At 68.7% G+C, this 21,890-nt stretch carries 17 protein-coding genes and 1 pseudogene; 12 read left to right on the forward strand and 6 right to left on the reverse strand.

Features of this window, described 5'->3' with window-relative positions; genetic code table 11:
* The first annotated feature begins 60 nt into the window (after window positions 1-60).
* The 8 genes from ACL03I_RS10350 to ACL03I_RS10385 all read left to right on the forward strand — a co-directional run bounded on the left by ACL03I_RS10350 (window position 61) and on the right by ACL03I_RS10385 (window position 8,249).
* Complete coding sequence (locus ACL03I_RS10350; RefSeq protein WP_412805877.1) at window positions 61-2,376, forward strand: helix-turn-helix transcriptional regulator; 2,316 nt, start codon at window positions 61-63, stop codon at window positions 2,374-2,376.
* Window positions 2,377-2,658: 282 nt separating this feature from the next.
* A complete protein-coding gene (locus ACL03I_RS10355) occupies window positions 2,659-3,045 on the forward strand; it encodes a MarR family winged helix-turn-helix transcriptional regulator (RefSeq protein ID WP_397076704.1) in 387 nt (128 codons plus the stop codon).
* A gap of 317 nt (window positions 3,046-3,362) precedes the next feature.
* Entirely contained in the window at window positions 3,363-3,884 is a 522-nt protein-coding gene (locus tag ACL03I_RS10360) for a methyltransferase family protein (protein ID WP_412805768.1), read from the forward strand.
* Between the two features lie 159 nt (window positions 3,885-4,043).
* The gene (locus ACL03I_RS10365; protein WP_397076679.1) at window positions 4,044-4,367 is read left to right on the forward strand and encodes an ArsR/SmtB family transcription factor; all 324 of its coding nucleotides are present in this window, start codon (window positions 4,044-4,046) and stop codon (window positions 4,365-4,367) included.
* The gene (locus ACL03I_RS10370; protein ID WP_412805769.1) at window positions 4,364-5,323 is read left to right on the forward strand and encodes an SRPBCC family protein; all 960 of its coding nucleotides are present in this window, start codon (window positions 4,364-4,366) and stop codon (window positions 5,321-5,323) included. The genes ACL03I_RS10365 and ACL03I_RS10370 overlap by 4 nt, the downstream gene beginning before the upstream one ends.
* A 545-nt stretch (window positions 5,324-5,868) precedes the next feature.
* On the forward strand, window positions 5,869-7,140 hold the full coding sequence (locus ACL03I_RS10375) for a cytochrome P450 (RefSeq protein WP_412805770.1): 1,272 nt from the start codon (window positions 5,869-5,871) through the stop codon (window positions 7,138-7,140).
* 165 nt (window positions 7,141-7,305) lie between these two features.
* Window positions 7,306-7,854: a cysteine dioxygenase gene (locus ACL03I_RS10380; RefSeq protein ID WP_379253365.1), complete on the forward strand. Its 549-nt coding sequence runs from the start codon at window positions 7,306-7,308 to the stop codon at window positions 7,852-7,854.
* Window positions 7,851-8,249 (forward strand): rhodanese-like domain-containing protein, encoded by a 399-nt coding sequence (locus tag ACL03I_RS10385; RefSeq protein WP_355078813.1) that lies wholly within the window; start codon window positions 7,851-7,853, stop codon window positions 8,247-8,249. The genes ACL03I_RS10380 and ACL03I_RS10385 overlap by 4 nt, the downstream gene beginning before the upstream one ends.
* A gap of 1,533 nt (window positions 8,250-9,782) precedes the next feature.
* Here the strand turns inward: ACL03I_RS10385 and ACL03I_RS10390 are convergent.
* The 3 genes and pseudogenes from ACL03I_RS10390 to ACL03I_RS10400 form a co-directional block, all read right to left on the reverse strand.
* Window positions 9,783-10,640 (reverse strand): annotated as a pseudogene (locus tag ACL03I_RS10390) (serine/threonine-protein kinase); the annotation flags it as partial.
* A 70-nt stretch (window positions 10,641-10,710) separates the two neighbouring features.
* The gene (locus ACL03I_RS10395; protein ID WP_355078833.1) at window positions 10,711-11,364 is read right to left on the reverse strand and encodes a response regulator transcription factor; all 654 of its coding nucleotides are present in this window, start codon (window positions 11,362-11,364) and stop codon (window positions 10,711-10,713) included.
* 181 nt (window positions 11,365-11,545) lie between these two features.
* Entirely contained in the window at window positions 11,546-12,859 is a 1,314-nt protein-coding gene (locus ACL03I_RS10400; protein ID WP_412805771.1) for a sensor histidine kinase, read from the reverse strand.
* Window positions 12,860-13,016: 157 nt separating this feature from the next.
* Between ACL03I_RS10400 and ACL03I_RS10405 the strand changes: the two genes are divergently transcribed.
* Genes ACL03I_RS10405 through ACL03I_RS10415 form a run of 3 tightly spaced genes read left to right on the forward strand, consistent with a single transcriptional unit; the run spans window position 13,017 to window position 16,625 of the window.
* Window positions 13,017-13,325, forward strand: a complete 309-nt coding sequence (locus ACL03I_RS10405) for a hypothetical protein (RefSeq protein WP_355078811.1) — start codon at window positions 13,017-13,019, stop codon at window positions 13,323-13,325.
* A gap of 53 nt (window positions 13,326-13,378) precedes the next feature.
* Window positions 13,379-14,086: an ABC transporter ATP-binding protein gene (locus tag ACL03I_RS10410; protein WP_355078810.1), complete on the forward strand. Its 708-nt coding sequence runs from the start codon at window positions 13,379-13,381 to the stop codon at window positions 14,084-14,086.
* Between the two features lie 46 nt (window positions 14,087-14,132).
* Window positions 14,133-16,625: an FtsX-like permease family protein gene (locus tag ACL03I_RS10415; protein ID WP_412805772.1), complete on the forward strand. Its 2,493-nt coding sequence runs from the start codon at window positions 14,133-14,135 to the stop codon at window positions 16,623-16,625.
* A 10-nt stretch (window positions 16,626-16,635) separates the two neighbouring features.
* Here the strand turns inward: ACL03I_RS10415 and ACL03I_RS10420 are convergent, their stop codons facing one another.
* Window positions 16,636-18,420 carry a serine/threonine-protein kinase gene (locus tag ACL03I_RS10420; RefSeq protein WP_412805773.1) on the reverse strand — a complete coding sequence of 595 codons (1,785 nt, stop codon included), beginning with the start codon at window positions 18,418-18,420 and terminating at the stop codon, window positions 16,636-16,638.
* A 240-nt stretch (window positions 18,421-18,660) separates the two neighbouring features.
* Between ACL03I_RS10420 and ACL03I_RS10425 the strand changes: the two genes are divergently transcribed.
* Complete coding sequence (locus ACL03I_RS10425) at window positions 18,661-19,563, forward strand: serine hydrolase (RefSeq protein WP_355078807.1); 903 nt, start codon at window positions 18,661-18,663, stop codon at window positions 19,561-19,563.
* Window positions 19,564-19,569: 6 nt separating this feature from the next.
* On the opposite strand, the gene ACL03I_RS10430 is transcribed toward ACL03I_RS10425, so the two are convergent.
* Both ACL03I_RS10430 and ACL03I_RS10435 read right to left on the reverse strand, forming a co-directional pair.
* On the reverse strand, window positions 19,570-20,235 hold the full coding sequence (locus tag ACL03I_RS10430) for a response regulator (protein ID WP_039799687.1): 666 nt from the start codon (window positions 20,233-20,235) through the stop codon (window positions 19,570-19,572).
* Window positions 20,236-20,550: 315 nt separating this feature from the next.
* Complete coding sequence (locus ACL03I_RS10435) at window positions 20,551-21,780, reverse strand: sensor histidine kinase (protein WP_412805774.1); 1,230 nt, start codon at window positions 21,778-21,780, stop codon at window positions 20,551-20,553.
* Window positions 21,781-21,890 lie beyond the last annotated feature (110 nt).

Below are 21,890 nucleotides of genomic sequence, written 5' to 3' on the forward strand. Positions count from 1 at the left end.
GGTCTTCTACTTGCGCTTGCCTTCCGCCCAGCACAGGTCCCCCGCCAGATCCTGCACGCGATGCACCGGACCGGCGCTTCCAGCGTGGCGCGCGTGCTGCGGTTGGCGCCGTTGACGATCGAGGAGGCAGCGCAGTTCGTCGGAAGCGCTTCCGCATCGGTCCTGGTCCGCTCGATCCACGCGCAAAGCGGCGGCAATCCCTACTTCCTGGAACAGCTGTCGCGAGCCGTGCAGTTGTCGCCACCGTCGCCGACGGCGGTACCGAACGAAACCGACGAAGTAGACGTGCCCGATGCGCTGCGTAGGGCCGTCGGCTTGGAGCTGGACCGGTTGTCGCCCGGCGGGCTCGCAGTTCTACAGGCGTGTTCCGTCATCGGCGGACCGTTCGATGTGGATCTCCTCGCCGAGATCACGCGCCTCGACCGGACGGCCGTGCTCACCTTCGTCGACGAACTCGTCACCCACGACCTGCTCGAGGCGACCGCGGAAGCGAAATCACTCCGATTCCGGCATCCGGTGGTCAAGCGGGCGGTGTACGACGGCCTCTCCCCCGGTAAACGCATCGACGCACATTGGCGCGTCGCGAACTGGTTGGCGGACAAAGGAGCGCCGCTGGTCGATCGAGCGCACCACATCGAGCATTCGGCCGCCTTCGGCGATGAGGCGGCGGTCGCGGCTCTCGCCGACGCCGCACACGTCGTGTCGACCTATGCTCCCGCGACGGCGGTGGGCTGGTATCGGGCGGCGCTGAAGTTGTTGCCGGACACGGCGGGAACGGATCGGCGCCTGCCGCTCGAGCTGTCGCTCGCCGGCGCGCTCGCCTCGGCGGGCCTGCTGCATGACAGTCGGGTGGCGCTGGACCGGACGCTCACGCGGCTTCCACGCATCGCATCCGATCGGTTACCGATCATTCGGATGATCGCCCGTGCGGAACATGGACTCGGGCGATCGGAGAACGCTCGTCAGCTTCTCCTCGACGCCCTCGGCCATGTGCCGGTGGGAAGCACCGAGTTCGTGCCGCTCCAATTGGCACTCGCCGAGAACAATCTCATGACCCGGCGATGGAACCGCGCGATCGATGCCGCTCGACAAGCCATCACGGAGGCCACGGCCATGGGCGACCCATCGGTTCTTCTCTCGGCGACCTCGCGCCTCGCCTGGTGCACTGGCTACGCGGCAGCGACCACCGAGGCCCGGTCGCTGATCGATACCGCCACCATGCAGCTGAATGCCCTCGAGGCGCAAGCCGATCCCCGGTTGTTGGAGGCGCTCGGAGATCTGGTGAACGCGGAGATAGCGGTGGATCGCTTCAGAATCGCTGACACGCATGTCCAACGCGGACTACGACTGGCACACGACAGCGGCCAAAGATACGCGTTCGGCTACTTCGCACTCGGAGCCGTGGCGACCAAACTATTTGTCGGCAATCTTCAGGGTGCCCGAGCGGCGGCCGCGGGCGCCATCGAAGCGGCCCGATCGCTCGACAACGATCAACTACTCGTAGCGGCGCAGAGCTTGCGATGCTGGAACGAAATTCAGCTCGGCAACATTTCCGTCGCACTGTCCGCGGGGAGAAGCGCGGTCGAGATCGCGGAGCGTACTCGGGGCGGACTGTTCAGCTGGCTGGCGCATGTCTGTTACGGCGACGCCCTGATCGAGTCAGGCGAGTTCGCGCGTGGGCGGCAGGAGATCATCTCCGCCTGCGGAGCGGAACTCGTCCATATTCCGCCCGCCGCCCGCCCGATTTGGCAATTCGCACTGGTGACGGCGGAGCTGGCACTGGGTGTGCGGAGCGTCGCGATAGCAAGAACTCGCCAGATGGAAGCGACCGCCGGAGTTTCGTTCTCCCGCCGGGGGTACGCCTACCTGTGCAGGTCTCGCATCCAACTCGCCGAAGGCAACCCCGTTGCGGCAGCAGCCAGTGCACTGCGGGCCGTGGACTGTTTCGACGAGGCGGACATGCGGTTATGGTCGGCTCGCGCCCGACTCGTCTGCGGACAGGCACACGCGCGGGCCGGCTCGATGGCGGAGGCCGTCCGTGAGCTGGAGATCGCGCACGGTGTCCTGCACGAGGCTGCGGCAACCCGGCTTCGCGACGAAGCCGCGAGAGAACTACGCGCACTCGGACAGCGCGTGCGCCCCGGGCGTCCAACTGTCGGCGCCGCGGTTTCGTCACACTGTCGCCTGTCCGCGCGCGAGCGCGGGATCGCCGACCTGGTTTCGCAGGGATTGACCAATCGTCAGATCGCCGACCAGCTGTTCATCAGTGCAAAAACTGTTGAGAAGCATCTCGCACGGGTTTTCACCAAGCTGGGTGTATCGACGCGCGCCGCGGTGGCCGCGGCGGTCAGCCAACAGCGAGCCGAGGACGGATAGCTCGCGATAGCCGAAGAACACGTTGATTTCGCCTGTGGCAGGGCGACTTCTTCGGCAGGACGGGACCGCAGGCCATGCCGGATGCCTCGCGGGCCGAGCGGGGCCGGCGCAAACGGGTCCCGATTTCGCCCGCAACGAACGAGTACACTGTCGCCGTGAAAGTTGCTGCGACGAGGAAGGCTCGGCTCTGCACGGCTCGTGTGCCGATGCCCAGGGGCCTGGATGTCCGGTGAAAGCCGACCACCACTGATCTTTCTACTGCGGAGAATCTCTCAGTTGATCGTGGAGGAATTGGTCCAGCGGCTCGGAGCCGCAGGGTACGACGATATCTCCGTAGCGCATCATGCGGTTTTCTACAACATCGACCGCAAGGATGGAAGCCGCTTGACAGACCTGGCCACTATGGCCGGGATGACTCACCAGTCCATGAGCGAACTGATCGGGACGCTTGTCCAGCTCGGCTATGTCGAGCGCAGGCCCGACCCGGCGGACGGCCGTGCTCGACTGGTGGTCTTGACCGCCTTGGGACAGGAGGCGGTAGCACTGGCCAGACGAGAGGTTGCCGACATCGACGCCGGATGGGTGGACCGGATCGGCCGGGGAGGCATCCGGGGCGATCTGTTCGTGGCTCTGCGGACGGCTCTCGAAGACTATGATCACGCGCGGTGACGGGGGCGAAGATCAACGGTCGCGCAGCGACGGACACGCCACCGGCGGTGTCTCGACCCACTCGACATAAGCAGGATGCCTGCGTAAAATTGGCGATGGCTGCGCGGCATGCGAGCGCGCCGGGTGCCATCGCGGACTACCCGCGGTGACGTTCCGCCGAGGCGAATGGCCGACTCGAAGTTCTTGCCGCACAGAGCGGGTGTATCTGCGTTCGCACGGCACGCCTGACGTGTCGACTCCGCAGCGCGACACCACCCTGCCCTGATGCCGAGAATTCAATTCGCAAACATGCGACACCCGCCGAACGGAATACAAACATGAAGAAGTCGACAGCAGCGCTCGGTAGCGTGGCGTGGTTTTTTCTCGCCCCAGGGATCGTCGCAATCATTTTTCCATGGTTGATAACCGGATGGCAGTTCGACAACGACGTCCCCGATCTGCTGCGAATCGCGGGAGTGGCCATGGCTTCCACCGCTCTGGCGACGTTGATTCACGCATTCGACCGATTCGTCGCCGAAGGACATGGCACGCCGGCCCCAGTCGCACCGCCCGTGAACTTGGTCATCGGAGGGCCCTACCGTTACGTTCGAAATCCGATGTACCTCGCCGTATTCAGCATAATTTTCGGTCAGGCGCTGATTTTCGGAAATTGCGGTCTCCTATGGTACGGAGCCCTCGTCATCTGCGCTTCGGTTATTTTTGTGCATGGCGTCGAAGAGCCTATTCTTCGCAACCAGTTCGGCGACGAGTTCGACCGGTATCGCCACAATGTTCGCGCCTGGCTGCCTCGGTCGCGGCCCTGGTACGCGCAACCGAGCAACCCCGAGACGCATCGATAAACGGGTCGAATCAACCTCGACCATGCCACCGCACGCCTGCCGAGCGGGCAACTGCCGGACCGGCCGACCACGGACATCACACTACGAACGCGGCCGCAGCGCCCAGCCGGGCCACCCCGCCGATTCGCCATTATATTCCCCTTGGGCTATATTGCCGACATGGCATCTACGTTCGAGGCGTTGGCCGAGCCTCGCCGCCGGGAGATCCTCGACTTGTTGCGCGAGCGCGAGCGACTGGTGGGCGATTTGGTCGCGGAGCTGCGGTTGGCCCAGCCCACGGTTTCCAAACACTTGAAGGTCCTGCGTGGCGCGGGCCTGGTGGACGTACGCCAGGACGCGCAACGTCGTTGGTATCGGTTGCGGCCGGAACCGCTGGCCGAGATCGAGACCTGGCTCGCGCCGTACCGGCGGATGTGGGAAACCAGCCTCGACGCCCTGGAACGTCATCTCGACGCCATGCCCGACGAGAAAGGACACCGATGAGCGAGCCCCGAGCACGACTGCGCACCGTCGACGGCGCGCCCACACTGCGGTTCGAACGCAGGCTGGCCCATCCCCCGGAAAAAGTGTGGCGCGCGATCAGCGATCCGAGCCAGATGTGCGCCTGGTTCCCCGCCGCTGTCACGACCGAACCGCGGCCCGGCGCAGCGATGCGATTCACCTTCGCCGACGCACCGGAGACAGCCGACAGCATGTCCCACGGCGAGGTGCTCGAATTCGACCCACCCAAGGTCTACGTGTTCCGATGGAACCGGGACGTGCTGCGCTTCGAGCTGGTGGCCGATGGGGACGGAACGCTGCTGATCTTCACCCATGTCCTCGGCGGCGGGCCCGGCGCGCGGCTCGGCGCCGCGCGGTCAGCGGTCGGCTGGGACCGCTGCCTGGCGGCACTCACGGCCGCGCTCGACGGTGGCCACACCGAACCGGACACCACCTGGCTCGCCGATATCGAGTACTACACAGCGGAATTCGGGCTGGACACGGGCGACTGCGCCGAGGTCGCCGACGGCTATGTGCTGCGCTTCGCTCGCGACCTGGTGTGGCAGCCGCGGGATCGGCTGTGGTCGATGCTCGCCGAGGAGCAGACTCCGACCGTGGGCGGCCCGCCGCCGATCCGGGCGACCAACGCGCACGTCGAGGCGGGTGAGCTCGTCGGTGTCGAGCCGCCTCGGTGGCTGGAGTACGAGTGGCGGCACGACGGCGCGACTGCAGGTACCGTCCGCTGGTCCTTCGAAGCCGATCCCGACCTCGGCGTGCGAGTGGAGCTGACCCAGACCCTGCCGAAGGAACTGGCTCGGCTACGGCCCGAACTGCTGGCCGCCTTGCATGTGCACCTGGAACTCTTCTTCGCCGCTACCCGAGGGGACATCCGTTGCCCTTGGCCCGCCGAACGCGTCGCCGCGCTCGCCGAACGGTATGCGGCCGACCTCGGCGAGTGAGTGGACCGCGCCTGTACGATTCGGCAGACCTACGCGCGACCCGAGCCCTCGAAGGCCACTCGCCACGCCGTACAGACGAAGCGGCGACGGGCTCGGCGCGTCGCTTGCCCGTGCCGCTTCCTCCGTGCCGATCAGCCGAACGAACTCACGTTGTTCACTTGGTTTCCGCTCGTGTACCCGCTGGCGTGGAAGTGGACGGCGACCGGAATGCGGCCACCGGACTTTTGTAGCAATACGGAACGGTGCGACGGATCACCCTTCCCGGGTCAATTGCGATGCGGCACTGAGCCGATGGAACCCCTAGGGGCGACGAGGACGGCCGTGACGAAACACGGTCGAGAAGCGGCTGCCGAGCGGCGCGAGCAAGCCCCTGATCGACGCAGCCGCCGCGTTCACCGATCGGGCGACTCAAACCGCCCCACCACGGCGCCGGAACTGCTTACGATCCCGTAGCTACATCGGAAAACATGCACCTGACCGGCGCATAGCCGACCCGCGTGCCCGCACGCACCGGCGACGAGCCTTCTCTTCTGGAGTCATGCCCTTTGTCCACGCCACAGTCCCCGCAATCCACTTCTGAGAGCACGAAAAGCTGTCCAGTTCAGCACAATTCGCCACTAGACACCGACGGGCCACGGGTCGCGTTGTACACGGAGGCATTCGCCGCGGACCCGCATCACGCCTACCGTGAGATGCGCCGCCGGTACGGCTCGCTCGTGCCGATCGAACTGGCGCCGAATGTGCCCGCGACGTTGGTGATCGGTTACTACACGGCGCTGCGAATCCTCAACGACCCGGTGCACTTTCCCTCGGACCCACGCACTTGGCAGCAAGGCATTCCCGGTGGCTGCCCGATCCTGCCGATGATGGAGTGGCGGCCGAACGCGCTGCGCAACACCGGATTCGAGCACCAGCGCTACCGGCAGGTGAATGTCGCCGCTATCGACGCGGTCGACCTGCACGCACTGCACGCGACGACCGAACAGATCGCGGGCCCGCTGATCAACGCCTTCTGCCAGGACGGTGCGGCGGATCTGATCAGCCAGTACGCGTTCCCGCTCACATTCGCGGTGCTCAATTCGATGCTCGGCTGCCCGCCGGAGATCGGGCAGCACGTCGCGATCGGCATGGCCGCCATCTTCGAGGGCGTCAACGCGGACAAGGGCAACGCGATGCTCGCCGACGCGCTGTTCGACCTGGTGCAGATGAAACGGCGGAGTCCGGGGGACGACATCACCTCGCGACTGCTGCGGCACCCTGTCGGCCTCGACGACATGGAGATGATCCACCAGTTGGTCACCCTGTACGGGGCGGGGATCGAGCCACAGCAGAACCTGATCGCCAACACCTTGCGGCTGATGCTCACCGACCGCCGATTCGCGGGCGGGATATTCGGCGGCAGCTTGTCCACCCGCGACGCACTCGACGAGGTGCTGTTCGACGACCCGCCCGGCGCCAACTACTGCTTCAGCTACCCGAAACAGCCGATCCTCATCGACGACGTGTGGTTGCCCGCGCACCAGCCGGTCGTGATCAGCATGGCCGCGTGCAACAACGATCCGGCGATCCACACCGGCCAGCACACCGACAGCCGGGCGCACCTGGCTTGGGGAGCCGGACCGCACTCCTGCCCCGGCAAATCGATGGCGTACCTGATCGCGCAGGACGCCATCGACCAACTACTGGATGCCCTGCCCGAGATGCGACTGGCGGTCGAGCCGGAAGAGCTGTCCTGGCGACCTGGACCGTTCCACCGTGCCCTCGTGTCGTTGCCCGTCGTCTTCCCGGAATCCCCGCCGATGCCCGGGTTCGGGTAGCCGAACGGCGGTGGCGCCGCACGCCGAGGCCCGGTGTGCGGCCGTGACGGCGATCGATGAATTTTATTCGCCCTGATCGTGATTCGTGAAAATCCGGGCGCGATGGCGGAGAATCCACGCGGCAGCCACGAGCCGCTCATCCGATCGATCCCGTCAGGAGCACATGTGACCACATCCGTTCCGGTGAACCTCAAGCACGCGCGCGATATCCATCCCGACATCGACGTGCCGCTGGTTCGAGACGCCATCCACCCGGAGCGGACGCTGTGGTCACCCGCCGAGTTACACCGGTTGACCAGCTCGGTGGCCGCGGAATTGGCCACGCCGCTGCTGGACATCGTGCGCTTCGACGCCGAGCAGCGCTGGTGGACCCGCCTGGCCCTGACCATGGGCGTGGAGTTGTGGCTGCTGTCCTGGGCTCCTGGGCAGGGCACCGAGCCGCACGACCACGGCGGCGCGTCCGGCTCGTTCACCATGACCGTGGGGGAACTCAGCGAGGAATATCTGCATCTGGGCGGGACGGTCCAGAAGGCGGAACGACGGGCAGGTGACACGGTCGGATTCGGCCCCGATCGAGCGCATCAGCTGCGCAACGACAAGCCGTGGCCCGCCGCGTCGGTGCACGCGTACTCTCCCCCGCTTCGACCGGTCCGCGAATACCGTACGCTGGCTGACTTCGCAGGGACGTCAGCGAGCGGAGTGGATGCACGATGAGTACAGGCGCCGAGGACATGGTGACCAGGGCCAGAGCGCAGCTAGAACGGGTGACGCCGGAGCAGGCCGCCGCGGTGCAGGCCGAGGGCGGACTGATCGTGGACATCCGGCCGCACGCGAACCGCAGTGCCGAGGGTGAGATACCCGGGGCGGTCGTGGTCGAGCGGATCGTCCTGGAGTGGCGCCTCGACCCGAACGGCGACCACCGGCTGCCTGGCGTCGCCGCCGACACCCCGGTGGTGATCGTGTGCAACGAGGGCTACGCCTCCAGTCTCGCGGCCGCCGACGGGCTGCGTCTGGGACTGCGTCAGGTGACCGACCTCGTCGGAGGGTTCCGAGCCTGGAAGGCGGCGGGCTTGCCGGTGGTCCCGGGCGGAAGCCCGGCCGTGCCGTAGCCGACCTGCGCCGCACCGTCAGTAGACGTACACCACCGCGTTCTCGCCGCCGCTGCACGTGACGACCTGACCTTCGGGCAGGCAGTTCATGGTGTAGCTGCGGCCGGTGACCGGGCTGGTCGCGACGACCGAGCGCGGCGCGTCACGAGTCGCGTTCTGCGACTGGCCGAGTGCGGCATAGGCTCTGCGCACCTCCTCGGCGAACGCGCAGCTGGTCACGGCGGTACCCGTCGCCGACTGGGTGAACGTCCCGGCGGCGGCCTGCCCCTGGCCGCACGGCTTCGCGCCCGCGGGCAGCGTGACCTGGGTCGGCTTCGCCGAGGTCGACGTGGCCGACGGGGCCGATGTGCGGCTCGGCGCCCGAGTGGTGGGCCCGGCCACCGGCGCGGACTCCTCGGAGTGCGCGGCGGCGGAGGTCGTCTCGACTTGCCCGCGGCCGAACGACTGCCAGGCGATCGCGCCGCCGACGGTCAGCGCGACGATGGCGAAAACGGCCACCATGATGGGGAGCGCTATGGAACGACTCGGACGAGACTCGGAGTAATCGGGCTCGTCGTACTCGTCATAGCCGTACTCCGGTTCGTCGCGGCCCAGGGGGCGGCCGGTGCGCGCGGGGTAATCGCCATGCGGCGGATAGTCGGTGCGAGCCGCGTGCGCGTGGTCCTCCGCCGGCGCCAGATACTGGGTCGGGTCCGAGTCCGGTGCGGGAAGGTGGTCGCGCGTGCGGTGCGGTGCGGGTGGCTGTTCTCGATCCGGATACTGCGGGTAGTTCCCGAGCCCCGGATGACTTTCGGTGAAGGTGTTTTCGGCGGCCTGCGAATAGGGTTGCGGCGCCGTATCGGAATACGCCTGCGCCACAGTCGGTTCCGCGTATGCCCGCGTGGAATCAGGATCGGCGTAAGCGGAGTCGTCCGCCTGCCCCGCGTACGCGGAATCGAAAACCCCCGGCGCGGCTGAACCCTGCCCGAACACCTGCGTCGGCGGGGCAGCGGGCTCCGAAAACATCCGAGTGGAATCCGGATCGGGGTACGCGGCGTCGTCCAGCTGTCGCGCGTACGCGGAATCGAAAACCCCCGGCGCGGCTGAACCCTGCCCGAACACCTGCGTCGGCGGGGCAGCGGGCTCCGAAAACATCCGAGTGGAATCCGGATCGGCGTACGCGGAGTCGTCCAGCTGTCGCGCGTACGCGGCATCGAAAACCCCCGGCGCGGCGGAATCGGTGTAGCCCTGCCGATACACCTGTGTCGGCGGCGCGGCAGGCTCCGGCGCCTGCGGGTATCCCGCCGCCTCCAGATACGCCTGGGTTTCCGGATACAGGTGCGCGTCCGGGAAGGGACGTATCGGAGGCAAGTCCACCTCCGGCGGGAACGGGGCTCGCGGCGGCTCCGGCGCATCAGCCGACGGAAGCGGCGTGAATTGGAACTCCGTCGGCCGGACCACCGTCGGCGCGCTCGGATGGATCACGGGCAGCTCGCCGGTCGATTCCGGCGCGACCGCCGCACCGGCCTGCTGCGACCTGTCGGGCGCGCGCACCACCAGCGTCGGCCCCGTGGCAGGCGCCGAGGTGAGGGCGGCGCGGGCGGCCCTGGCCAGCGCGGTCGCGGTCGGGTAGCGGTCGGCCGGGTCCTTGGCCATACCGCGGTTCACCACCTCGTCCAACGCGGCGGGAATGCCACTGGCCTGCGCGCTCGGCCGCGGCGGCGGATCGGACATGTGCGATTTGATCAGCACGTTCATGCTGGCCGCCGGGAACGGCGTCGCTCCGGTCAGGCACTCGTGCAGCACGCAGGCCAGCGAGTAGACGTCGGCGCGGCCGGTCACCGGGCCGACGTCGAAGCGCTCAGGAGCCATGTAGATGTAGGAGCCGACGGCCATGCCGACCAGCGTCACCGCGCTGTCGCCTTCGGTATGCGCGATACCGAAATCGGCTAGATACGCGAAATCCGCGTCCGTGACAAGGATGTTCGCCGGTTTCACGTCGCGATGCACCAGATTGTTCGCGTGCGCGGCGTCGAGCGCCGAAGCGATCTGCTCGATGATGCCGACGGCGCGAGCGGGGCTCAGCGGACCCTTGCCGCGCAACAGGGTGCGCAGATCGACGCCCCGGACCAACCGCATGTCGATGAACAGCACCCCGTCGATGACGCCCCAGTCGTGGATCGGGATGACGTGCGGTTCGGCCAGCCGTGCCGCGGCCTGCGATTCGCGCCGGAAACGCAACTGGTACATCGGGTCTTTGGCGAGTTCTTCGGAGAGCAGCTTGACCGCGACCACCCGGTCCTTGACCGTGTCGTACGCCTCGTATACCTCTCCCATTCCCCCCTTGCCCAGCAACGACCGCAGTTCGTACGGCCCGAACCGCGTCCCGGTTCTCGGCCCAGGTTCCTGCACCCGTCATCCTCCGCATCCCGGGCCTGGAACGCACACCGAGATCACGCGGTACGCGACCGGAGCCTGCCCGTCATAGATTGGATTCTCCGGGTGTCACCACCCCGTGGTCAAACGCGAACACGATCGCCGCGGCCCGGTCCCGCAGCTCGAGCTTGCCGAAGATATGCCCCACATGACTTTTCACGGTCACTTCCGAGATGCCGAGTTCACGAGCGATTTCCGCGTTCACCCGGCCGCGCCCGATCAGTTCGAGCACCTCGTATTCGCGCGCGGTCAGCTCGGACAGGCGTGCATCCGTGGTGGTGCGCACCGGGCGTACGGTGCGGTAGGCCGACAGCACGCGGCCGGTCACCGCGGGGTCGAGCCAGGCGCCGCCGCCCGCGACCATCCGTACCGCGCGAATGAGGTCCTCGGCGGGCGAGTCCTTGAGGATGAATCCGGCCGCGCCCGCGCGCAGCGCTCCGGACAGCAACTGATCGTCGTCGAAAGTGGTGAGCACCAGGACCGGCGGAGCCCCGTCGCGCGCCCGCAGCATCCTGGTCGCGTCGATGCCGCCGACCCGTTTCATCCGCAGGTCCATCAGCACCACGTCGGGGCCGACCTCCGCGACGGCGGCGGGCACCTCGTCGCCGTCGGCGCATTCGGCGACCACGAATCCGTCCCGCCTGCGCAGGATGCGCCGCAGACCGCCGCGCACGAGTTCCTGGTCGTCGACCACCAGCACGGTTACGGCGTCCTCGCCACTGGCGGGTGTCGTCACGCTCACGACCGCACCCCGGTGGCGTTCGGCTCCGACCTGCACGACGGCACGCTCCGTTCTCGGTTCACTCGCCGGTGAACGCGCACGACTCCACCTCGTTGCCCGGACCCGACAACGCCCGATGCTCCGGTTCGCCGACGCTCGCTCACGAAACCTCCCGGCCGGTGGTGGAGCTTCCCGGCAGCACCGAACACGAGAATCCGCCGCGACCGGGCGCGAGCGGAATACCTGCTCGCACCGACCAGCCGCGGCCGGACGGGCCCGCCGTCATGCGGCCGCCGAGCAGTTCGGCGCGCTGCCGCATACCGGACAGACCCATGCCCGCGCCGCGCTGGGCGGGCAGCCCGGCGGGCACCGTGTTGTCCACCGTGAGGGTGACCATCGTCGTGTCCACCGCGACCCGGATCCTGGCGGACGCGCCGTGCGCGTGTTTGACCACGTTCGCCAGCGACTCCTGGCCGATCCGGTACAGCGCGAGCCCGACCGCGGGCGACACCGCGCCGAGATCGCCCTCGCGGTCGTAGCGCACGTCCAGACCGGCCCGCACGAAATCGCCGACCAGATCCTCGATGTCCTCCACACCCGGTTCCGGCGCCTGCTTCCAGGGGCGCGCGTCGAGCAGGCCCACCGTGCGGCGGATGTCGGCCATCGCCTGCCTGCCGAGTCGTTCGGCGTCGGTCAGCGCTTCCACGGCTTCGTCCACGTCGCGGTCGGTCTGCAGCGCGTGCCGGGCGGCGGTGAGATGCAACAGCGTGACGCTCAGCGAGTGCGCGATCACGTCGTGCACTTCTCTGGCGATCCGGCGCCGCTCCTCGTCGGCGGCCTGCGCGGCGCGGATGTCCTGATACCCGCGTTCCTGGTAGAGGAAGCGGCGCTGATACTGCAGCATCAACCCGGCCATCCAGCCGAAGGCGATGCCGACCAGATAGGTCGGCAACCCTTCGGTCACATGGCCGATCAGGGCGAAAGCGACCAGTTGCAGCATCATCGCGATGGTGACCGGGATGCTCACCCGTTTCGGCGCGATCGCCGCGATCTCGCCCGCGGCGGCCACCAGGACGAACGGCGCGAAGTCGGCCTCGACCGGTTGAGCGAGGAACAGCGCCTCGGCCGTCATTGCCATCGCGCCGAGCAGCAGCGGGCGTGGCAGCACGCCGAGCAACGCGTGCAAGGGACCGAAAGCGCAGGTCAGTAGCACCGCCACGATCGGAAGCAGGGTCGGGAAATAGCTGTGCCGCTGGATCGCCGCCGCGACCGCCACGGCGAAGACCGCGATGTCGACGCTGACGATCACCGAGGGCGGGTAGTCGTAGGGCAACTCCTCGACGCTGCGCCGGAAGGCCGCGACCGGATCGCGCGCGAACTCGGCGCACCGCACCCCGACACGCCGCATCGAGGCCGGCACGCGGCCCGCGCGAGGCGTACCTGGCGGTGCTTCGGATACGCCGGTCGAACCCATTCTGTAAGGCTAGCCGCCGGATCCGGGCCGGTACATCGTCCCGCGAGCGGGCCGCCGCTCCTACCGTGGTCGGAGACGCATTCGGGTCCCTGGCACGACGACAACAAGACGGTCGCGTCCGTAGCGTTGGCGGTATTCACAGAGGAAGGCGATGGCCATGTCCTGGACGGATCAGCACGCTCGAACCGACATCGTGCACACCGTACTCACCCGCGCGGCGCTCGACCCGGCCGATCCCGACCTGTTCGCGGGACTCCCCGATCTGGATCGGCTGTTCGGCGGCGAGGACGGGCTCCTGCTCACCTTGCGCTACCGGTGGAATCTCCACTTCGCCGCGAAACTCGACCAGGGATCGACGGCGATGGAGGCCTATCTCGAACTGGCGGCCGAGCAGCCGGTGCTGCGCGCGGTGCTCGACGCACAGTATCGTCGCCGCAAACTCGCGTCGGAGGCCATGGCGCGGTAACGCGCGACGAGGAACGAAGAACTTTGATCGACCATACGGAGCGGGGGACGACGATGCCGGAACCGGCAATGCTGGAACTATCGGGCGTGACGAAGGAGTATCGGGTCGGCGGCCAGGCGGTCCGCGCACTCGACGACGTCGCATTGCGCATCGAGACAGGGGAATTCACCTCGATCATCGGGCCATCCGGTTCCGGTAAGAGCACCCTGTTGCATCTGCTCGGCGCGCTGGACAGTCCCGACGCGGGCTCGATCCGGTTCCGGGGCGAGGAGATCGGCGTGCTGGACGAGGAGCAGCAGTCGGAATTCCGGCGTCACCAGGTCGGATTCGTCTTCCAATTCTTCAACCTGCTGCCCACGCTCTCGGCGTGGGAGAACGTGGCGATACCGAAACTGCTGGACGGCACGGGTTTGCGCAAGGCCAAGCCGCGCGCCCTGGAGTTGCTCGACCGGGTGGGCCTCGCGGCGCGGGCCGAACACCGTCCAGCCGAATTGTCCGGCGGGCAGATGCAGCGGGTGGCGGTGGCGCGGGCGTTGATCATGGACCCGCCGCTGATCCTGGCCGACGAGCCCACCGGCAATCTCGACTCCAAGACCGGCGCCGCCATCCTCGAGTTGCTCGGCGAGATCGCCGCATCGGGCAGTTCGGTGGTGATGGTGACCCACGACATGGGCGCGGTGACCTACTGCGACCGTGTGATCACCCTGCGCGACGGCCGGATCGGGTCCAACGACAAGGTCGAGCGGACGGTCAACGCGTGAACGGTCGGCGGCGCGGCGTGGACATGCGGGCGAGAAGGGAAACAGCATGATCGGCGCGGCGTGGGATCGCCTGCGGCTGTTCAACATCGGCGAGCTGCTCGCCCATCGCGGCCGCACCTTCATGTCGCTGATCGTGATGGGCGTGTCGGCGTCGCTGCTGGTGGCGGTGCTGAGCATCTCCGGATCGGTCACCGGCTCGGTGGACAGACTGACCCGCGGCCTGGGCGGGAAGGCGCAGCTGGAGGTCAGCGGGATCACCGACGCGGGATTCGACCAGCAATTGCTGCGGCGGATCGCGACCACACCCGGCGTCGCGGTGGCGGTGCCGATGCTGCGGGCGCAGATCGGCACCGGCGCCGACCGCGCGCTGCTGATCGGCGCCGACTCGAACATCGGCGCGCTGGGCAGCGAATTGACCGCGCCGATGAGCGCTTTCACGGGGAAGCTGCTCTCGGTGCCCAATGGAGTGCTGGTGGGCACCGGGCTCGGCCGCACCGAGGGCGAGCAGTTCGCGCTGGGCGGCACGACGGTCACGGTCGCGGGTGTCCTCGACGCGGAGACCTCCCGGAAACTCGACGACGGCCACCTCATCGCCGCCCCGCTCGGGCTGGCGCAGAAGATCACCGACCGCGCCGGGCGGCTGGACTCGGTGCAGATCATTCCCGCTCAGGGCGCCGATCTCGATCAGGTGCGCGCGGCGCTCACCGACGCGGTGGACGGCCGCGCGGTGGTGGCCGAGCCGAGTCTGCGCACCGCGCAGGCGGGCGGCGCGGTGCAGATCGTCCGCTACTCCACCACCATGGCGTCGGCGGCCGCGCTGATCGTCTCGGCGTTCCTCATCTACAACGCGATGAGCATGGCGATCGCCCAGCGCAGGCCGATGCTCTCGCTGCTGCGCGCGATCGGCGGCAAGCGCGGCCCGATGGTGCGCGACCTGCTGGCCGAGGCGGCGCTGCTCGGCGTGCTCGGCGGCGCGGTCGGCGCGGCGCTGGGTGTGTTCATGGGCAGCATCGCGATCGGCACACTGCCCACCGCGATCGTGCAGTCCGTGGAGGCGCGCACCGAATACTCGGTGCCCTGGTACGTGATTCCGTTCGCCGTCGTGGCCTGCGTGTTCACCAGCGTGCTCGCGGCCTCCCTCGCCGCCCGCCAGGTGTACAAGGTCCAGCCCATCGAGGCGCTGGCTCCGGTCGGAGCGGGCCGGACCGACACCGCGAGCCCGCTGCTGCGCTGGCTCGCCGTCATCGCGGGTGGCGGGCTGGCCGGGGCGGCGGTGCTGATCGCGAGCAGCGATCTCGGCCGCTACTCGCTGACCGCGATCTCGATGTCGTTCATCGCCGCGATCCTGATCTGTTTCGCCGCGACCGGCCCGATCGTGCGGGCCGCGGCGGGGATCGCGCGCTGGTTCCGCGCTCCCGGCGCCCTGGGCGCGACCACGCTGGAGCGTTCGCCGCGGCGCGTGTGGGCGACCGCGATGACGGTGATGATCGGTGTCGGGGCCACCGTCGGCATGAGCGGCGCGTCCAGCAACATGATCGACTCGGCCACGGTCACTTTCACCGATCTGGCCCGCAACGACGTCTACGTCAGCCCCGCCTCGATGGCGCAGTTCCCGACCGGGCCGCTGCTGCCCGCGGATCTGGCGGGCAAGCTCGCGGCGGTGCCCGGCGTCGCGCATCTCAGCCCGGCGCAGATGGCCTTCGCCACGCTGGGCGGCAGTCGCGTGATGCTGCAAGGGTTTCCGCCCGACGCCAGGGAAACGCGGATGCGCATGCTCACCGACGAATCGGTCGCCCGGCTGTCGGCCGGGGAAGGCGTGGCCATCTCGCGCGACGTGGCGCGCTCACTCGGCGTCGGCGCGGGCGCGGAACTGACCCTGCCGACCCCGACCGGCCCCCACACCGTGCGTGTGTTGCAGGTGATTCCGTACTTCTCCGCCATCGCCGGCGTGGTGATGATGGACCTGAACCTGATGCGCAGCTGGTACGAACGGCCCGGGGAGACGGTCATCGCGGTCGACATCGCACCGGGCGCCGACCGCGCGGCGGTGTTCGCGGCGATACGGCAAGTGGTGCCGCCGGAGTTGAACGTGGACACCGGCGCGGACACGGTGGTGGCCGCTTCGTCGAGCATCCGGCAGGGCATGGCGATGAGCAACGCCATTCTCTGGATCGTGGTGCTGGTCGCCACGGTCGCGTTGCTCAACACGTTGATGCTCTCGGTGCTGGAGCGCCGCAGGGAACTCGGCGTACTGCGTGCCATGGGCACCGGGCGCAAGTTCCTGATGCGCTCGGTGCTGGCCGAGGCCGCCGGTATCGGGATCGTCGGCGCGGTGCTGGGTCTGGCGCTCGGCGCGTCGGTGCAGTTCCTGGGCACGGTCGCCATCGGACACGCCCTGACCATCGACGTCGCCTACCGGCCGAGCCCGATGCTGCTGGTCTACGCCGTGATCGCGCTGGCGCTGGCGCTGCTCGGGTCGATTCCACCCGCGTTGCGCGCGGCCCGGCTGCCCATCGTGGAGGCGCTGGCCGTCGACTGAGACTCCTGGTTCACAGCGGCAGGTCGGCGAACCAGGCCTTGAATTTCGCCGAGGTGATGCCGAACCCGGAGGTCGGCATGCTGTCGGTGAGGGTCACCGTGGCGAACAGCAGGTAGTTCGACCGGGCCGGGTCGTCGGCGAAGTCGACGACGAGATAGCCGTCCGGCAGTCCGCTCGCTTTCTCCTGCCACCGGTAGGTCGAATACGACTCGCCGTTGTTGCGTTCGGTCGTCGCGGTATTCGACGGCAGGTCCCGCACCGCGGCCTGGGCATCGGCGGACGACTTGAAGCCGATGAGGACGTAGTCGGGCTCGTCGATCGGTGTGCCCCAGCAGTTCCAGGCCGTCGCCCAGTTCGGGAAGTCGGGTACGCCGTTGGCGCTGGACACCTTGCCGCCCGGCTTGGCGGTGCCGAGGAAGCAGGTCTTGCCGCGATAGCCCGGTCCGGAGCCGATGTCGTATTTCGTATCGACGCCTTGCGGCAGCAGCTTCGGGAACGCTTCGGCGAGCTTGTCCGCGGCGGACGGGCCCGACGGCGTCTTGGTGGGGAGGTCGAGCGGCGACGCGGAATTCGAAAATCCGACCTTCGCGACGACGATGCCGACGCCGACCAGCAGCGCGACGATCACCAGGACGATGGTCACGATCAGGCCGGTATTGGAGCGGCCCTGCGACGGATAACTCGGCTGGTGGGGCGGATAGGCGATCGGTGCCGGAGCCGAAGGCGGCGGCGCCGCAGGGTAACTCGGCTGCGGAGCCGCCGCGGCATAGCCATTGGACGCCGAGAACTGCTGGCCGCTCATGGGGTTCGGGTTGTACTGCGGTGGAGCGGTATAGCCGGGGGCGGAGGCGGTGGGGACGTAGGTCGGCGGACTCGCCTCCGGCCCGGGATAGGCCGGTTGCGCGAGGACGGTGGGCGCCGGCTGCGGTTGGTACTGCGCGGCCACCACCGTCGGAGCGGGCTCGGTGAGCGCTCGCCGCGCGGCCGAGGCGAATTCGACGCAGGAGACGTATCGGTCGTCGGGTCGCTTCGCCATGGCCTTGGCGATCACCGCGTCCAGCGCGGGCGACAGACCGGCGCGCCGGGCCGCGACGGAGGGCGGCGGCAACTGGAGGTGGCCGCGGATGATGTCGGCGGGGGCGGGCGCGTCGAACGGGGCGACGCCGGTCAGCAACCAATACAGCGCGCACGCCAGCGAGTACTGATCGGAGCGGTGGTCCAGGTGGGCCCCGGTCATCTGCTCGGGCGAGGCGTAGGCCAGCGTCGCCGTGAACATGCCGGTCTGGGTCAGGTGGGTGGAATCCTCACGCAGCCGGGCGATGCCGAAATCGGTGAGGAAGACCCGCTCACCGTGGCCGCCCACCGCGCGGGCCAGCATGATGTTCGCCGGCTTGACGTCGCGGTGCAGCACCCCCATCCCGTGCGCGTAGTCAAGGGCGGAGGCGACGCCTTCGACGACCTGCACGGCACGCTCCGGCGGCAGGTTCTGCGGGTTCACCGTGGCCGCGTCGACGCCGTCGACGTACTGCATGGAGATCCACAGCTGCTCGTCCTCGGTGCCGCGGTCGTACACCGCGACGATGTTCGGATGGTCCAACTGCGCCGCCAGGTCCGCCTCCCGCTCGAAGCGGGCCCGGACCTCCACGTCGGTGAACAGCTCCCGGTTGAGCAGTTTGAGCGCGGTCTGCCGAGGAAGTCTGGGATGACGGGCGAGATACACCGATCCCATGCCGCCCTGACCGAGGAGCTTCTCTATGGTGAACCCGGCGAACACCGCACCGCTGTCGAGCAACACGCCCCCTTCAGGTGACCGCTTTCCTACCGATCCTGGAGCCTACCGGGTGACGCCGTGGCCACGGGGTTTCGAATTCTCCGGGAAGATCGGCAAAACTATGTTCGAGACATCGTGCCGTCGACGCCGCCGCGCGCCGCGGTGATGTCTCTCGTCCGGTCACCGACCGGACGGGCCCGATGAGATATTTTGCACCGCCGTTCTACAGCGCGACGCGTCACCGGTGGTGGGGAGGACTCGGTGGTGAGGTCGACGGGATCCGCTTCGTCGTGTCGTTCGGTGCTGCGCGCCGCAGCGATGGTGGTGCTGCTCACGCTGACTTCGTGCACGCTGCTTCCCGGCAATCGGGCCGACACCGATCCCCCGGCGGTCGTCGTCGACACCGCGGGGGCGTGGCGGCCGCGGCTCGCCATATCCATGCCCGACTCGCTGGCCGCCGATTTCACCCAGTTACAGCCCCAGCTCGGCGGACAGGTCGGCATGGCGATCATCCCCGTCGGCGGGGGCCGGATGACCGTCTTCGGCGACTGGGTCAGCGGCATCGCGTGGTCGACGATCAAGGTGCCGCTCGCGATCGCGGCGCTGCGGCACGACCCGCAGGAGGGCATCATCCACGACGTGGAGGCGGCCATCACGTGGTCGGACAACGACGCCGCGGAGGCGCTGTGGCAATCGCTCGGCGACGGGCTGGAAGCGGCCAAGGCGGTGCAGGACGTGATCGACGAGGCGGGCGACGCCACAACCGGGGTGGCGGGCCCGCGCACCACCTTGGACTACACCTCCTTCGGCGGCACCGAATGGACGCTGGCCAATCAAGCCCGCTTCGCCTCCCGGCTGCCGTGCCTGCCCGAGTCGTTCCAGGTCACCGAGCTGATGACGAAGATAACGCCCGAGCAGGCATGGGGTCTTGGCGTCCTGGAGGGCACGGCCTTCAAAGGCGGCTGGGGTCCCGACGACGACACCGGCGTCTACACCGTCCGCCAGTTCGGCCTGGTGCCGGTGCGGTCCGGCATGGTCGCCGTCGCGCTGGCGGCGACGGCCGATTCCGGCAGCTTCGACGACTCCACCACCATCCTGAGCCGGATGGCGCGGATGCTCGGCGGTCATCTCGACGAACTGCGCGGCGGGTCCTGCCCGCCGATGTGACCCGGCTCAGCCCGGGGTGACCAAGCCGGTTTCGTAGGCCAGCACCACGGCTTGCGCCCGGTCGCGCAGATTCAGCTTCGAGAACACCTTGGAAACATGGGTTTTCACGGTTTGCTCGGCCACGAACAGGGTTTCGGCGATCTCGGAGTTCGACATGCCTTTCGCGATCAGTTCCAGCACTTCCCGCTCCCGGGGAGTCAGCGCGGACAGCTGCGGCGACGGCTTGGCGCGGGCGGCGCTGCGGCGGCGGGTGACGTCGGCGATGAGTCTGCGGGTGACCGTGGGCGCGAGCAGCGCCTGACCGTCGGCGACCACCCGCACCGCGCGGACCAGTTCCTCGGCGGGCGCGTCCTTGAGCAGGAACCCGCTGGCGCCGAGGCTCAGCGCCTCGTAGACGTAGTCGTCGATGTCGAAGGTGGTGAGCATCAGTACGCGCACCGGCGGGTCGAACCCGGCCGCCAGGATGGCGCGGGCCGCGTCGAGCCCGTTCATCTCCGGCATACGCACATCCATCAGCACAACGTCCGGGCGCAGCCGCTTCGCCTCGGCCACCGCGACCTTGCCGTCCGCCGCGTCGCCCACCACGCTGATATCCGGCTGCGCGGCCAGCAGCGCCCCGAACCCCTGACGGACCATCGCCTGGTCGTCGGCGATCAACACCGTAATTGCCACCAGCTCACCCTAATTGCCCCGTACGACTGCGCGTCGCGCCGACCGGACGCACGAGCATGCCAGGGGCCCACCGTCCCGACTGTGCATCGACGGGCACGCTCGGCCCGTGTCCGAGGCCAGCACATCTGATCGCCGCTCGGGCGCTGCGGCCACGGTCTGCTCTGATGCGATGTCTCGACACCGCTCAACTCCCGATTCGGTGTCGTGCCCGACAGCCTCGGGTGCTTTGTGCAACGGCGGCACCTGCCTTCCGTCGCTGCCTCCGATCGGCATCCGCAGGAACCCGCAGCGCACTGCGCATCCTCCCGGCGGTGCTCAGCGTCCTGGTTCGCCGTGCAGCGCGCCTGCACCGACAACTGCGGCAGCCGCTTCCGGCACGGTGAGCGGGAAGCGCGCGTGGACCCGGAATCCGCCGTCCGCGCGCGGCCCCGCCGTCACCTCGCCGCCCACGGCCAGCGCTCGCGCCTGCATACCCGCGATGCCGTGGCCGCCGTTGCCGACCGTCCGGGCGGGCGTGGCCCCCGGCTCGTTATCGACGTCGAGCAGCAGCTCCGCGTCGCGGGCGATGCGCACCTGGACCGGCGCGCCCGGGGCGTGCCGGGAGGCGTTGGACAGTGATTCCTGCACGACGCGGAACAAGGCGAGGCCGGTGGTCTCCGGGATCGTGTCCAGCGCACCCTCGACGGTCCACTCGATGCGGACACCAGCGCGGCGCGCGCCTTCGAACAGGCCGATCACGTCGGCCGCCTTCGGCTGGGGCGCGTGCTCGGGCAACTGGCCGTCGCTGCGCAGCACACCCAGCATGCCGCGGATCTCGTTGAGCGCTTCGCGCGCTGTGGCGCCGATCGACTCGAACTCGGCGCGCGCGGCCGGGGTGACGCCCTCGACCCGGTACGGCGCGGTCTGCGCCTGCACCACCACCAAGGACATGTGGTGGGCCACGACGTCGTGCAGATCGCGGGCGATGCGCGCCTTCTCCTCCAAGATGGCCCGGCGGGCCCGCTCGAGTTCGTTCTCCTCCTCCTGGCGCACCAGCTGCCGCCGCGACAGCGCCAGCCAGCGGACGAGCAGTCCGAACAGCACCAGCGCGCCCAGCGCGATCGGCCAGCCCCACGCGGCGTTCGCGAACGCTTCGCCCTCGCCGGGCATGGTGGTCGCGAACAGCAGGGCGGTCGCCGCCCAGGACACCGCCACGATCTGTCCCGGGGCGCGCAATGCCACCGCGAACAACAGCACCAGCACACAGAGCACGTGCACGACCTGGAACGGCAGGTCGTTGTTCGGCTGATGCGGGATCGCCAGCGCGATCACCAGCGCGGAGCCCGCCGAGATGGCCCAGCCCAGCGCCGGGTTGACCCGGACCAGCAGCACCGGGAACGCGGCGAGCGCGGCGATGAACGGCTGCGCCGCGGCGGGCACCGCGTGGGTCAGGTGCAGGGTCGGCCAGGCCACCGCGTACCAGATCAGCGCGACCAGCACCGTGCCCAGGTCGAACCAGGTCCGCGCGTCCAGCCGTCGCGTCCAGCCGCGACTTTCTCGGTTCATGCCTACGACACTAGGAACTCCCAGTTCACCGCGGCCTCATACCCACGGGTGATTTCCGCCTCGATACCCCGGTGTGAGGCGGCGCGGCGGCTCCCCCGGCGGCACGGCGC

It is taken from the genome of Nocardia sichangensis (genome assembly GCF_047200615.1).
Taxonomy (GTDB): Bacteria; Actinomycetota; Actinomycetes; order Mycobacteriales; family Mycobacteriaceae; genus Nocardia; species Nocardia sichangensis.